Consider the following 14,500-nt stretch of genomic DNA (forward strand, 5'->3'; position numbering starts at 1 on the left):
AATCATCACTCGAGGATCTTGGCTACCACGCCGGCACCGACTGTTCGGCCACCTTCACGGATCGCGAAACGCAGACCTTCATCCATCGCAATCGGTGCTATCAACGTCACTTCCATCTTGATGTTGTCCCCCGGCATCACCATCTCAACACCTTCCGGCAGCTCAACAGAGCCCGTTACGTCGGTTGTACGGAAGTAAAACTGCGGACGGTAGCCTTTGAAAAATGGCGTATGACGGCCACCCTCGTCCTTGCTCAGAATATACACTTCCGATTCAAACTTGGTGTGAGGCGTAATCGTTCCCGGCTGCGCCAGTACCTGGCCACGCTCAACGTCTTCACGCTTGGTCCCACGCAGCAGTACGCCAACGTTTTCACCCGCACGACCTTCGTCAAGCAGCTTGCGGAACATCTCAACACCTGTACAGGTTGTCTTGGTAGTGTCCTTGATACCCACAATCGAGATCTCGTCGCCCACCTTCACGATGCCACGCTCGATACGGCCGGTAACTACCGTACCTCGACCCGAAATCGAGAAAACGTCTTCGATCGGCATCAGGAATGGCTTATCGATGTCACGCTCAGGCTCAGGAATGTAGCTGTCCAGAGTTTCCACCAGCTTCATCACCGACGGCGCACCTATATCAGAGGTATCACCTTCCAGCGCCTTCAGCGCCGAACCGATAATGATCGGCGTGTCGTCGCCCGGAAATTCGTAACTGTCCAGCAGTTCCCGAACTTCCATCTCCACCAGCTCCAGCAGCTCTTCGTCGTCAACCATGTCAGCCTTGTTCATGTACACAACAATGTACGGAACACCTACCTGACGGGACAGCAGAATGTGCTCGCGCGTCTGTGGCATCGGACCATCCGCTGCAGACACAACCAGAATCGCGCCGTCCATCTGCGCCGCACCGGTAATCATGTTCTTCACGTAGTCCGCGTGCCCCGGACAGTCAACGTGGGCGTAGTGACGATTTGGCGAATCATATTCCACGTGGGAAGTCGCAATGGTGATACCACGCTCCCGCTCTTCCGGCGCGTTATCGATCTGATCAAACGCCCTTGCACTGCCGCCGTAGGCTTCTGCGCATACCTTTGTCAACGCTGCCGTTAACGTCGTCTTACCATGGTCAACGTGACCAATCGTGCCAACGTTTACGTGTACCTTGGTTCTTTCAAATTTTTCCTTCGCCACAATGTCACCTCAATCAGTAATTTGTAATGAATCAGGAATTAACCTTTGTTGATGATTGCCTCAGCAATACTGCCTGGCACTTCAGCGTACTTGAGAAATTCCATGGTATAGGTTGCCCGGCCCTGAGTGGCAGAACGCAAGTCGGTGGAATACCCGAACATCTCCGACAGGGGCACTTCGGCATCGATGACCTTGCCACTGGGGCTGTCATTCATACCCTGCACCATGCCTCGTCGACGGTTCAGGTCACCCATCACGTCACCCATGTACTCCTCCGGCGTTACAACTTCCACCTTCATGACCGGTTCCAGCAATGCCGGATCTGCCAGCAGCGCGCCTTTCTTCAATGCCATGGAGCCGGCGATTTTAAATGCCATTTCGCTGGAGTCCACATCGTGGAAGGAGCCATCGTACAGGGAGACTTTCATAGCCAGCAGCGGGTAGCCCGCCAGACAGCCATTCTTCATCTGCTCCTGAACGCCCTTGTCCACTGCCGGAATATATTCCCTTGGAACCACACCACCAACGATCTCGTTGACAAATTGGTACTCTTCGTCGGGATCCACTGGCTCCAGGCGCAGCCACACATGACCGTACTGACCGCGACCCCCCGATTGCTTGACGTGCTTGCCTTCAACCTCGACAGCCTTGCGGATCGTTTCACGGTAAGCTACCTGGGGCTTGCCGATATTGGCCTCGACGCCAAACTCGCGGCGCATCCGGTCAACCAGTACATCCAGGTGCAATTCGCCCATTCCGGAAATAATGGTCTGGCCAGACTCCTCATCGGTTTCGACGCGGAATGACGGGTCCTCCTGAGCCAGTTTGCCGAGGGCAATGCCCATCTTTTCCTGGTCAGCCTTGGTCTTGGGCTCAACCGCAACGGAGATAACCGGCTCTGGAAAATCCATTTTCTCCAGGGTAACTATGTGATTCGGGGAGCAAAGCGTCTCACCGGTAGTCACATCCTTCAAGCCAACGGCAGCGGCAATATCGCCGGCCAGTACTTCTTTAATTTCTTCGCGGGAATTGGAGTGCATCTGCACCATTCGACCGACACGTTCCTTCTTGTGCTTGATGGGGTTGAAAACACTGTCGCCGGAATTCAGTACACCGGAGTATACCCGGAAAAAAGTCAGTGTACCCACGAACGGGTCAGTCGCAATTTTAAACGCCAATGCCGCGAAAGGGGCTTTGTCGTCTGCTTCACAGGTAGTCCTGGAACCGTCTTCCAGCGTACCCTCGATAGCCTTAACTTCTGTAGGCGCTGGCAGATAGTCAACGACCGCATCGAGAACTGCCTGAACACCCTTGTTTTTAAACGCGGAACCGCAGAAAGTCGGCACAATCTCACTGGCCAGAGTTCGTTGGCGGATACCTTTGACCACTTCCTCCTCGGTCAGTTCACCACCTTCGAGGTACTTGTCCATCAGCTCTTCGTTAGCTTCGGCAGCGGCTTCAACCAGGTGTTCCCGCCACTCCTCACACTCGGCCTGCAGCTCGGCAGGAATGTCCTCATACGTAAACGTGGTGCCCTGATCGGCTTCGTTCCAGACGATAGATTTCATTTTGACCAGGTCGATGACACCCTTGAATTCATCCTCAGCACCAATAGCCAGCTGCATCGGAACCGGGTTGGCATTGAGCCGATCTTTCATCTGCTGAACCACTTTCAGAAAGTTGGCTCCGGCCCGGTCCATTTTATTGACGAAAACCACGCGGGGTACTTCATAGCGATTAGCCTGACGCCACACCGTTTCGGTCTGTGGCTGTACCCCTGATGACGCGCAAAGTACCACAACTGCACCGTCCAGAACCCGCAGTGAACGCTCTACCTCAATGGTAAAGTCAACGTGCCCCGGGGTATCGATGATGTTGATTCGGTGCTCATCGTACTGACTGTCCATACCGTTCCAGAAACAGGTGGTAGCAGCCGAGGTAATAGTAATACCGCGCTCCTGCTCCTGCTCCATCCAATCCATGACGGCAGCGCCATCGTGCACCTCACCGATTTTGTGAGAAATACCGGTGTAAAACAGCACCCGTTCCGTGGTGGTGGTTTTACCCGCGTCGACGTGAGCGACGATCCCGATGTTTCTGTAACGTTTCAGTGGGTGCTTTCTGGCCACAACTAAAACCTCTATGAGCTTATCTAGTTAAAAAGTTATGGATTAAATCAGAACCTATAATGGGAGAACGCACGGTTGGCTTCTGCCATACGATGCACGTCTTCCCGCTTGCGTACGGCATTGCCTCGGCCTTGCGCCGCATCGGAAATTTCTCCCGCCAGTCGCAGTGCCATGGACTTCTCACCCCGTGCCCGGGAGTGTTCAACCAGCCAGCGCATCGCCAGAGCATTGCGTCGCTCAGGCCTCACTTCAACCGGCACCTGGTAAGTCGCACCACCCACACGCCGGGATTTCACTTCCACCATGGGAGCGATGGCTTCCAGTGCCTGCTCAAACACCTCCAGGGGGTCCGAACCGCTGTTCTGAGTCACGACGTCCAGGGCGCCGTATACGATCTTCTCGGCAACCGACTTCTTTCCATCGACCATGACGTGGTTCATGAACTTGGCCAGGGTTTTACTTCCAAATTTAGGATCTGGCAAAACTTCACGTTTCGCCGCCACTCTTCTTCTAGGCATTTTTGAGACCTCATGTTTATTCAGGGTTATCCAGGATTCACGTCCCAAGCGGGAGTGTCTACCTGGCCTTACTCTCTACTATTCATGGTAACCGCGTGGGTCAGAATGAAAGTCTACATCCTGTAGCCTGCTCTTCCGCGACCGGTTTTTGACCGAAAATTGCGGAAATCCATATACAAAAAATCTGGCAGTACACAGATTGCCAGATTTTTATTTTGCAACACCCGACTCTGCCAGGCATGCGCCGGATTCAAAGCTAATGAATCCGGATAAAATTCACCGCAGAACTTCAATCAGATCGCAGAATCACCCCAACGCTGACGCTGTAAGACTTTCAGTACGACTTGACTTAGCCTTTGGGCCGCTTGGCCCCATACTTTGAGCGGGCCTGCTTGCGGTCTGAAACCCCGGAGGTATCCAGACTGCCGCGCACGGTGTGATAGCGCACACCAGGAAGATCCTTGACACGACCACCACGGATCAGAACTACCGAGTGCTCCTGAAGGTTGTGACCTTCGCCTCCAATGTAGGACGATACTTCGTAACCATTGGTCAATCGCACACGACAGACTTTACGCAATGCCGAGTTCGGTTTCTTTGGTGTCGTCGTGTAAACACGGGTACATACACCCCGTCGTTGGGGGCACCCCTGCAGAGCCGGCACGTCACTCTTTTCGACCTTGCTCTTGCGTGGTTTACGCACCAATTGGTTAATTGTCGCCATCTTTGCTCCTAAATTCCGCCTGCCGCTGTCAAGTTACCCCCTTTGGGCTCTTACAGCGCAATTCCTGTATCCGGCCGCCTGTTTTAGGGCGGTACTGATAAAGGAGGCGAGAGTTTAATGATCCCGCCCCCTGTAGTCAACTTTTCCAGAACCCTTCCGGTCAAATACCCGGTTCATCGGCTCAATCCGATGCAGAGGATTCCTCTTTGAGGGCTTCAGTCAATGCGGCTTCCACGTCCACGGCACTGACCCCCTCATGGACAGCTGACGCCTCTTCGGCGGCCAGCCTCCGGGCTTCGTGGTAAGCCAGACCGGTTCCCGCCGGGATCAGTCGACCCACCACCACGTTTTCCTTCAGGCCGCGCAGGAAATCCCGCTTGCCTGTGACGGCTGCCTCGGTGAGTACCCGGGTGGTTTCCTGGAAGGAAGCGGCCGAGATGAAGGACTCAGTCGCCAGCGATGCCTTGGTAATACCGAGCAGCATACGCTCGAACTTCGCTTCAGCTTTATCTTCCTCACCCAGCTTGTCGTTGACCTCCAGCATTTGCGTATAGGTAATCTGCTCGCCCTTGATCAGAATGGAATCGCCCGGATCGGTAACCTCCACCTTGCGAAGCATCTGCCGAACGATTACCTCAATGTGCTTGTCATTGATACGCACACCCTGCAAGCGGTAGACGTCCTGAACCTCGTTGACGATATATTCCGCCAGCGCTTCAACCCCCTTCAGACGAAGAATGTCATGGGGAGACGGAGGTCCTTCCGAAACCACCTCGCCTTTTTCGATCTGCTCACCTTCGAAAACGGTCATGGTACGCCACTTGGGGATCAGCGTTTCGTAGTGATCGCTGCCATCGATGGGGTTCACTCCGTCTTTCGGGGTAATTACCAGGCGACGCTTGCCCTTGGTCTCCTTACCAAAGCTCACGGTGCCGGAAATCTCGGCGAGAATTGCCGGCTCCTTCGGTCTGCGGGCTTCGAAAAGGTCGGCAACCCTGGGCAGACCACCGGTGATATCACGAGTCTTGGAACCTTCCTGAGGTATTCTCGCAATAATGTCACCGATATTGAGATCGACACCGTCCTTGATACTGACAATAGCCGCCGGAGGCAGAAAGTAGCGCGCCGGTTGCTTGCTGCCAGGCAGGCATATTTCCTTGCCCTTGCCATCCAGCAGCACAACGCCTGGGCGCAATTCCTTGGCTGACGCGGAGCGCTCGCCGGGATCCATGATCGACATGCTGGTCAGGCCGGTAATTTCGTCGGTCTGCTCACGAACGGTAATTCCCTCTTCCATTGCTTCAAATTTCACCTTACCGGCGACTTCCGAAACTATCGGGTGGGTGTGCGGATCCCAGGTAGCAACGATCTGGCCTGCCTCCACGTCCTTTTTGTTACCGATAACAATCAGGGCACCGTACGGAAGCTTGTACTTCTCGCGTTCGCGGCCATTGGTGTCATTGACTATCAATTCGCCGGAGCGGGAAACAACGACCAGCTCACCCTTGGAGTTTTCCACGGTCTTCATATTGTGCAGATGCACGGTACCGGTATTCTTAACCTGCACACTGTCTGATGCAGTGGCCCGTGACGCGGCTCCACCGATATGGAACGTACGCATCGTTAACTGGGTACCAGGCTCGCCGATAGACTGCGCGGCAACCACGCCGACAGCCTCACCCACATTGGCCTGATGACCTCGCGCGAGGTCGCGTCCATAGCACATGCCGCAGATACCGAAGCGGGTCTCACAGGTGATGGGCGATCGCACATACACCTCATCGATACCGCTGGTCTCAAGTATCTCAACCAGCTGCTCATTAATCATGGTGCCGGCTTCGGCAATCACTTCGCCGGTGTCTTCATGGGCCACGTCCGCGGCCAGCACCCGCCCAAGCACCCGCTCACCCAGGGCGGCAATAATGTCTCCACCTTCGATGATCGGAGACATGTTCAGCCCCGCAGAAGTACCGCAATCCACTTCGGTAATAACCAGATCCTGAGAAATGTCTACCAGGCGTCGGGTCAGGTAACCGGAGTTAGCGGTCTTGAGTGCTGTATCAGCAAGACCTTTACGTGCTCCGTGTGTCGAAGTGAAGTATTGGGATACGTTCAGTCCCTCGCGGAAGTTAGCTGTAATCGGCGTTTCAATAATGGATCCATCCGGCCGCGCCATCAGACCTCGCATACCAGCCAGCTGACGAATCTGCGCGGGGGAGCCTCGAGCTCCGGAGTCAGCATAGATAAAGACGGAGTTAAAGGACTCCTGCTCTTCTTCCTCGCCATCCTTGTTGATCACCGTCTCCTTGGAGATCGCTTCCATCATGGATTTAGCCACCAGGTCATTGGCTCGGGACCAGATGTCAATCACCTTGTTGTATTTCTCGCCCTGTGTTACCAGACCTGAGGCGAACTGTGATTCGATCTCTTCCACCTCGGCAGTTGCCTGGGCAATGATCTTCACCTTTTCAGCCGGTATTTCGAAATCGTTTACACCAATTGAGGAACCGGACCGGGTCGAATACTTGTAACCGGTGTACATTAACTGGTCAGCGAAAATAACCGTTTCCTTCAGCCCTACATTTCTGTAACAGGCATTCAAGATAGAAGAAATCTGCTTCTTGGCCATTTTCTGGTTGACCATGGAAAACGGCAGGCCTTTTGGAACAACGTTATACAGCAACACTCGCCCAGGGGTGGTATCGACCAGCCTGGTGATTGCCTGCTTTTCTCCCGCCTCGTCAATTTCCAGATCATTGATGCGTACCTTGACGCGCGCCTGCAGGTGGACTTCACCAGTCTGGTAAGCGCGCTGCACCTCGTCAGGATCTGCAAACGCCATGCCCTCGCCCTTGGCGTTAACCCGCTCCCGGGTCATGTAGTAAAGCCCCAGCACAACGTCCTGGGAAGGTACAATAATAGGCTCACCGTTAGCTGGCGCCAGGATATTATTGGTTGACATCATCAGGGTCCGCGCTTCCAACTGCGCTTCCAGCGTCAGCGGCACGTGAACCGCCATCTGGTCACCGTCGAAATCCGCGTTGTAGGCGGCACAGACCAGCGGGTGCAATTGAATTGCCTTACCCTCGATCAGTACCGGCTCGAACGCCTGAATGCCGAGCCTGTGCAGAGTGGGAGCCCGGTTCAGAAGCACCGGGTGCTCGCGGATCACATCGGCGAGTATGTCCCAGACTTCCGGCGTTTCCCGTTCGACCATCTTCTTGGCCGCCTTGATTGTGGTTGCCAGGCCTCGTCGCTCAAGCTTGCCGAAAATAAAAGGCTTGAACAGCTCCAACGCCATTTTCTTCGGCAGCCCGCATTGATGCAGCTTCAAAGTTGGGCCAACCACGATGACCGAGCGACCGGAATAGTCGACCCGCTTACCCAACAGATTCTGCCTGAAGCGTCCCTGTTTACCTTTAATCATGTCCGCCAGGGATTTCAACGGCCGCTTGTTGGAGCCGGTAATCGCCCGACCGCGGCGACCGTTGTCCAACAGGGCATCAACGGCTTCCTGAAGCATACGCTTCTCGTTCCGCACGATAATATCCGGCGCGTTCAGGTCAAGCAGGCGCTTCAGTCGATTGTTGCGGTTGATAACCCGCCGATAAAGATCGTTCAGATCGGAAGTTGCAAAGCGACCGCCGTCCAGTGGGACCAGAGGCCGCAAGTCTGGCGGCAGTACCGGCAACACCGACATGATCATCCACTCTGGCTTATTGCCGGATTCCACAAACGCTTCCAGTAGCTTCAGACGCTTGGACAGCTTCTTCAGTTTGGTCTCAGAATTGGTCTGTGGAATCTCCTCCCGCAGTGAAGCCACCTCTGTGTTGAGATCCATATCCTGCATCAGTTGCTGAACCGCCTCGGCGCCCATCTTGGCTTCGAATTCGTCACTGAATTCTTCCATAGCCTCGTAGTATTGCTCATCGGTCAGCAGCTGACCTTTTTCCAGCGTGGTCATGCCCGGATCAGTGACAACGAAGGACTCGAAGTACAGAATCCTCTCGATATCACGCAGCGTCATATCCAGCAGCAAACCAATACGGGAAGGCAGCGACTTCAGAAACCAGATGTGGGCAACCGGGCTGGCCAGTTCGATATGCCCCATGCGATCGCGACGCACCTTGGATAACGCCACTTCAACACCGCATTTTTCACAGATAACACCGCGATGCTTGAGACGCTTGTATTTACCGCACAGGCACTCGTAATCCTTTACCGGTCCGAATATCTTGGCGCAGAACAAGCCATCCCGTTCCGGCTTGAACGTTCGATAGTTAATCGTCTCCGGCTTTTTCACCTCACCAAAAGACCAGGCCCTGATCATTTCCGGGGATGCCAGCCCAATGCGAATGGAATCAAACTCTTCAGAGGGTGACTGAGATTTGAGCAAACCTAACAGGTCTTTCATTCTATTTCCTCCACCCGTCACCTTGTTGAGGGTGACGGGTCTCATAAATCACTGGTTTCTATTTAACGGATTCGTGCAACGGTGTTACTTGGATTGATCCAGTTCCATGTCGATGCCCAGAGACCTGATTTCTTTCAGGAGCACATTAAACGACTCTGGCATTGCTGGCTCCATGCGATGATCGCCATCCACGATGTTCTTATACATCTTGGTTCTGCCAGCGACGTCATCAGACTTGACCGTTAACATTTCCTGCAGCGTATAGGCTGCCCCGTACGCTTCCAGTGCCCACACTTCCATTTCACCAAATCTCTGGCCACCAAACTGGGCCTTACCGCCCAGCGGCTGCTGAGTGACAAGACTGTAGGAGCCGGTTGATCGGGCATGCATCTTGTCATCAACCAGGTGATTAAGCTTCAGCATATACATGATGCCGACAGTCACCTTTCGATCGAAGGCTTCTCCGGTGCGACCGTCATGCAGTACCACCTGACCACTTTCGTCTATTTCCGCCAGCTTCAACATGTCCTTGATTTCAGACTCAACCGCACCGTCAAATACCGGTGTTGCCATGGGCACGCCGTCTCGCAGATTATTGGCCAATACCAGGATCTCGTCGTCCGTAAGACTCTTCAGATCCTCTTTGCGATCGCCAACTTTGTTGTAAATATCTTCCAGCAGTTTGCGGATCTCGGCCACCTTCTTCTGCTGCTCGAGCATGGCGTTGATGCGGTCCCCAAGCCCTTTGCTGGCGGCTCCCAGGTGAGTCTCGAGAATCTGTCCCACGTTCATTCGGGAAGGCACCCCCAGAGGATTCAGCACAATATCCACCGGATCACCCTTCTCATCGTAAGGCATATCTTCGACAGGCATAATGGCTGAAATCACACCCTTGTTTCCGTGTCGTCCCGCCATCTTGTCACCTGGCTGGATACGGCGCTTGATAGCCAGGTAAACCTTGACGATCTTGAGTACGCCGGGCGCCAGATCGTCACCCTGGGTCAGTTTTGTCCGTTTGTCTTCGAAACGCTCATCAAGCTCCAGACGGCGCTCTTTAAGCTGCTCCTCTGCCCGTTCCAATTGCTGATTCGCCGCATCATTGGACATCCGCAGCTTGAACCAGTCTGCCCGATCCAGACTGGTCAGGTATTCCTTGGTTACCTTGGCGCCCTTCTTGATGCCCGGTCCACCTGCCACTACTTTGTTGAGCAAAGCTTTTTCAAGCCGCTCGAACGTGGCACCCTCGACGATGCGGTATTCGTCCTCAATATCCTTGCGGACCTTGCTCAGCTGCATCTGCTCTATCTCGATGGCACGCTGATCCTTCTCCAGGCCGTCACGGGTAAAGACCTGCACATCGATAACTGTGCCGGTAACGCTGGTAGGCACACGCAAAGAAGTATCTTTCACATCAGAGGCTTTTTCGCCAAAGATGGCCCGCAGCAGCTTCTCTTCCGGAGTAAGCTGAGTTTCACCTTTCGGCGTTACTTTGCCCACCAGGATATCGCCAGCCTTCACCTCGGCACCGATATAGACAATACCGGACTCGTCCAGCTTGCTCAGGGCACCTTCACCCACATTGGGTATGTCGGCGGTAATCTCTTCCGAACCCAGCTTGGTATCCCGGGCGACACAGGTCAGCTCCTGGATGTGAATGGTTGTGAACCGATCTTCCTTAACCACCCGTTCTGAAATAAGGATGGAATCCTCGAAGTTATAACCGTTCCAGGGCATGAACGCGATACGCATATTCTGGCCAAGTGCCAGCTCTCCGGTATCGATAGACGGACCATCGGCCAGAATATCACCCTTATTGATGATATCGCCCTCACCGACCAGCGGTCGCTGACTGATACAGGTATTCTGGTTGGACCGGGTATATTTAGTGAGGTTATAGATATCTACACCTGCCTCACCGGCATCCGTTTCCTCGTCGTTCACCCGCACAATGATTCGCGCCGCATCGACACTCTCGATAACACCACCACGCTCAGCGACCACGCACACGCCAGAATCCCGTGCTACGTTACGCTCCATACCGGTTCCCACCAGGGGCTTCTCGGTCTTCAGCGTCGGCACAGCCTGGCGCTGCATGTTGGAACCCATCAATGCCCGGTTTGCGTCGTCGTGCTCCAGGAATGGAATCAGAGCCGCTGCAACCGACACCATCTGCTGAGGTGCAACGTCCATGTAGTCAACTTCTTCCCGGGGTTTAAGGGTGGTTTCACCCTTGTAACGGACGGTTACCAGATTATCTACAAAGCCACCCTTAGCGTTAAGGGCCGCGCTGGCCTGCGCGATTACAAAATCGCTCTCATCGATCGCCGAGAGAAAATCAATCTCGTCCGTTACCTTATTGCTGTTAACCTTTCTATACGGACTTTCAAGAAACCCATAGGAATTGGTTCTGGCGTAGGTCGCCAGTGAATTGATCAGGCCGATGTTCGGACCTTCCGGTGTCTCAATCGGGCAGACTCGACCATAGTGCGTAGGATGCACGTCCCGCACCTCAAATCCTGCTCTTTCCCTGGTCAGACCACCTGGCCCAACAGCCGAAACGCGGCGCTTGTGAGTAACTTCGGAAAGCGGGTTGTTCTGATCCATAAACTGGGACAGCTGGCTGGAACCGAAGAACTCCTTGATCGCCGCGGCAACTGGTTTGGCATTGATCATATCCTGCGGCATCAGGCCTTCGGAATCCGCCATACTGAGGCGCTCCTTCACCGCCCGCTCGACGCGAACCAGGCCGACCCGGAAGGCATTCTCAGCCATCTCTCCTACGGATCTGACCCGTCGATTACCCAGATGATCGATATCATCCACCGAACCGAAACCGTTACGAATGGCTATCAGAGTCTTGAGAACGTCGGTTATGTCGTCGACGCTCAGTACCGATTCCCCTGTCGAGTCCTGGCGCCCCAGACGACGGTTGAATTTCATGCGGCCGACTGCCGACAGGTCGTAGCGTTCCGGTGAGAAGAACAGATTGGCGAAAAGATTTTCCGCGGAATCCTTCGTGGGAGGCTCACCCGGACGCATCATGCGGTAAATTTCCACCATCGCTTCCAACTTCGAAGTAGTGGAATCGATACGCAAGGTATCGGAGACGAACGAGCCACAATCCAGGTCGTTCGTGTAAATGGTCTCGAAACTCTTAACCTTGTAGTCGAGCAGCGTATCCAGTATTTCTTCTGTAATTTCGGTGTTACAGGCGAACTTCACCTCACCGGTTTCGGTATCGATAATATCCCGAGCCAGCGGTTTCCCTACCAGATACTCACGACTCACCTTGAGATCTGTCAGATTGGCGTTTTCCATCTCACGAATATGTCGACTGGTAACCCGGCGACCTTCCTCGACAATGACTTTGCCTTTCTTGTCCTTGACCGTGAACGACAACACTTCGCCGCGCAGGCGGCTGGGAACAAGCTTCAATGAAAAAGAAGGCTCCTTGGTGTGTGAGATCTTGAACTGGTCGTTCTCGAAAAACGTGGACAGGATTTCTTCAGAACTATAACCCAGCGCCCGCAACAGAACCGTGGCCGGCAACTTTCGACGACGATCGATTCGAACGTAAACGAGATCCTTCGGATCAAACTCAAAATCCAGCCAGGAACCACGATAGGGAATTACCCGCGCGGAATACAGCAGCTTCCCTGAGCTATGGGTTTTACCGCGATCATGGTCGAAAAATACACCCGGGGATCGATGCAGCTGAGACACTACTACCCGCTCTGTCCCATTGATCACAAACGTGCCGCTATCGGTCATGAGCGGAATCTCGCCCATGTAAACTTCCTGCTCCTTGATATCCTTGATTGTTTGCGTGGTCGATTCCTTATCATAAAGAATCAGCCTGACTTTAACCCGCAAGGATACTGAGTAGGTTGAGCCTCGTAATTGACATTCCTTGACGTCAAAAACCGGCTTGCCCAACTCATAACTGACGTATTCCAGCACGGCCTTGCCGGAATAGCTGACGATAGGAAAAACTGACTTAAATGCCGCATGCAGTCCTTGATCAAGACGCTCTTCCGGAGTCAGATCAACCTGGGTAAACTGCTTGTAAGAGTCGACCTGAATCGACAACAGATAGGGAATATCCATCGCCGATGGCAATTTGCCAAAATTCTTGCGAATACGTTTTTTCTCAGTGTACGAATAGGCCATTAGCGTTTTCCTAGCATCATCAACTTTGGTGTAATTCAGTAAACCAAAGTCAGGCCGAAATAAATCCGGCCTGACTTTGACAATACCGCACAGGCAACGACGTCTTTACTTGAGCTCGACGGTCGCGCCAGCTTCTTCCAGCTGCTTCTTGGCTTCTTCAGCTTCACCCTTGGAGGCAGCTTCCTTAACTGTTGAAGGTGCGCTGTCTACCAGTTCCTTGGCTTCTTTCAGGCCCAGGCCAGTGATGGCACGAACGGCCTTGATGACGTTGACTTTCTTCTCACCGGCACCGGCGAGAATGACATCAAACTCATCCTTCTCTTCCACAGCGGCGGCTTCACCACCAGCAGCGGCGGGTGCAGCAGCAACTGCAGCGGCAGCGGAAACGCCAAATTTTTCTTCCATCGCTTCGACCAGCTGGACTACATCCATTACCGACATTTCGGCGATTGCATCAAGAATTTCTTCTTTAGAAAGAGCCATGACTCTTATCTCCTAGTTAAAATTTAAAAAGTTAAAAAATCGTTTACAGAACTCAGGCTCAGGCCGCCTCTTTCTTCTGGTCACGTACCGCTGCAACCGCGCGGGTAACCTTGGACGGAACCTCGTTAAAGGTTCTGGCAAGCTTGGTAACCGGAGCCAGCATGACGCTCATCAGTATGGAAATTGCCTGATCATACGTAGGCAATTTGGCCAATACATCGATGTCACTGGCATCCAGGAGCTTGCCGCCTATTGACAGCGCCTTGATCTCAAAATCGTCGTGATCCTTGGCAAAATCCTTCAGCACGCGAGCAGCGGCACCGGGATCTTCCTGGGAAAATGCGAGGATTGTTGGACCAACCAGAACTTCATTAATGCACTCAAAGTCAGTGTCTTTAACAGCTCTTTTCAAGAGCGTATTTCTGACAACCCGCAGGTAGACCTTGTTTTCTCGAGCACTTTTACGAAGCTCTGTCATGTCACTCACAGTGACGCCGCGATAATCGGCGAGCACTGCTGACAAAGCACTGTTAGCAGCCTCGTTGACTTCAGAGACGATTTGCTTCTTGTCTTCAAGTCTAATAGCCACTAGCTATACTCCTTTGACTGTTTCCAGTCGTTGAATGACACAGCTACCGGGGTAACCGTGCCGACTTATAAACGGTGATCATGACCCGGTACGGCTTGATCCAGGTCGGGTTACACCATCTGCGTAGGCCAAAATTAAGTGGTCGCCTGAGCGGCCACACCTACGGTCTTTGATGGCCCTGCCAGAACAAAGCCAGGCAGAACCCCAAAGTTGGTAATGATGCGGGTTTTTTATCAATCACTCAAAAATCGAGAATCGATGACTGAAGCTCCTGATA

The 14,500-nt window shown here is 53.5% G+C and carries 8 protein-coding genes; all 8 read right to left on the minus strand.

Annotated elements, in window-relative coordinates; translation table 11 throughout:
- Positions 1-5: 5 nt before the first annotated feature.
- The 8 genes from tuf to rplJ all read right to left on the minus strand — a co-directional run bounded on the left by tuf (position 6) and on the right by rplJ (position 14,223).
- Positions 6-1,196, minus strand: coding sequence for an elongation factor Tu (gene tuf, locus R3F50_20880; GenBank protein ID MEZ5492746.1), 1,191 nt, complete (start codon positions 1,194-1,196; stop codon positions 6-8).
- Positions 1,197-1,234: 38 nt separating this feature from the next.
- Positions 1,235-3,325 (minus strand): elongation factor G, encoded by a 2,091-nt coding sequence (fusA, locus tag R3F50_20885; GenBank protein MEZ5492747.1) that lies wholly within the window; start codon positions 3,323-3,325, stop codon positions 1,235-1,237.
- Between the two features lie 47 nt (positions 3,326-3,372).
- Positions 3,373-3,843 carry a 30S ribosomal protein S7 gene (gene rpsG / locus R3F50_20890; GenBank protein MEZ5492748.1) on the minus strand — a complete coding sequence of 157 codons (471 nt, stop codon included), beginning with the start codon at positions 3,841-3,843 and terminating at the stop codon, positions 3,373-3,375.
- A gap of 349 nt (positions 3,844-4,192) precedes the next feature.
- Positions 4,193-4,567, minus strand: a complete 375-nt coding sequence (rpsL, locus tag R3F50_20895; GenBank protein ID MEZ5492749.1) for a 30S ribosomal protein S12 — start codon at positions 4,565-4,567, stop codon at positions 4,193-4,195.
- 181 nt (positions 4,568-4,748) lie between these two features.
- A complete protein-coding gene (rpoC, locus tag R3F50_20900) occupies positions 4,749-8,981 on the minus strand; it encodes a DNA-directed RNA polymerase subunit beta' (GenBank protein ID MEZ5492750.1) in 4,233 nt (1,410 codons plus the stop codon).
- A gap of 84 nt (positions 8,982-9,065) precedes the next feature.
- Positions 9,066-13,151 (minus strand): DNA-directed RNA polymerase subunit beta, encoded by a 4,086-nt coding sequence (gene rpoB / locus R3F50_20905; protein ID MEZ5492751.1) that lies wholly within the window; start codon positions 13,149-13,151, stop codon positions 9,066-9,068.
- A gap of 105 nt (positions 13,152-13,256) precedes the next feature.
- A complete protein-coding gene (gene rplL / locus R3F50_20910; protein MEZ5492752.1) occupies positions 13,257-13,634 on the minus strand; it encodes a 50S ribosomal protein L7/L12 in 378 nt (125 codons plus the stop codon).
- 58 nt (positions 13,635-13,692) lie between these two features.
- Positions 13,693-14,223: a 50S ribosomal protein L10 gene (gene rplJ, locus R3F50_20915; GenBank protein MEZ5492753.1), complete on the minus strand. Its 531-nt coding sequence runs from the start codon at positions 14,221-14,223 to the stop codon at positions 13,693-13,695.
- Positions 14,224-14,500: the final 277 nt, after the last annotated feature.

This window comes from Gammaproteobacteria bacterium, from assembly GCA_041395725.1.
Lineage (GTDB): Bacteria > Pseudomonadota > Gammaproteobacteria > Pseudomonadales > Pseudohongiellaceae > NORP240.

What these genes read in the sequence shown, in the direction of transcription:
- rpsG (MEZ5492748.1), bottom strand. Translation starts at nt 3,843, where the DNA reads ATGCCTAGAAGAAGAGTGGCGGCGAAACGTGAAGTTTTGCCAGATCCT.
- rpsL (MEZ5492749.1), bottom strand. Translation starts at nt 4,567, where the DNA reads ATGGCGACAATTAACCAATTGGTGCGTAAACCACGCAAGAGCAAGGTC.
- rpoC (MEZ5492750.1), bottom strand. Translation starts at nt 8,981, where the DNA reads ATGAAAGACCTGTTAGGTTTGCTCAAATCTCAGTCACCCTCTGAAGAG.
- rpoB (MEZ5492751.1), bottom strand. Translation starts at nt 13,151, where the DNA reads ATGGCCTATTCGTACACTGAGAAAAAACGTATTCGCAAGAATTTTGGC.
- rplL (MEZ5492752.1), bottom strand. Translation starts at nt 13,634, where the DNA reads ATGGCTCTTTCTAAAGAAGAAATTCTTGATGCAATCGCCGAAATGTCG.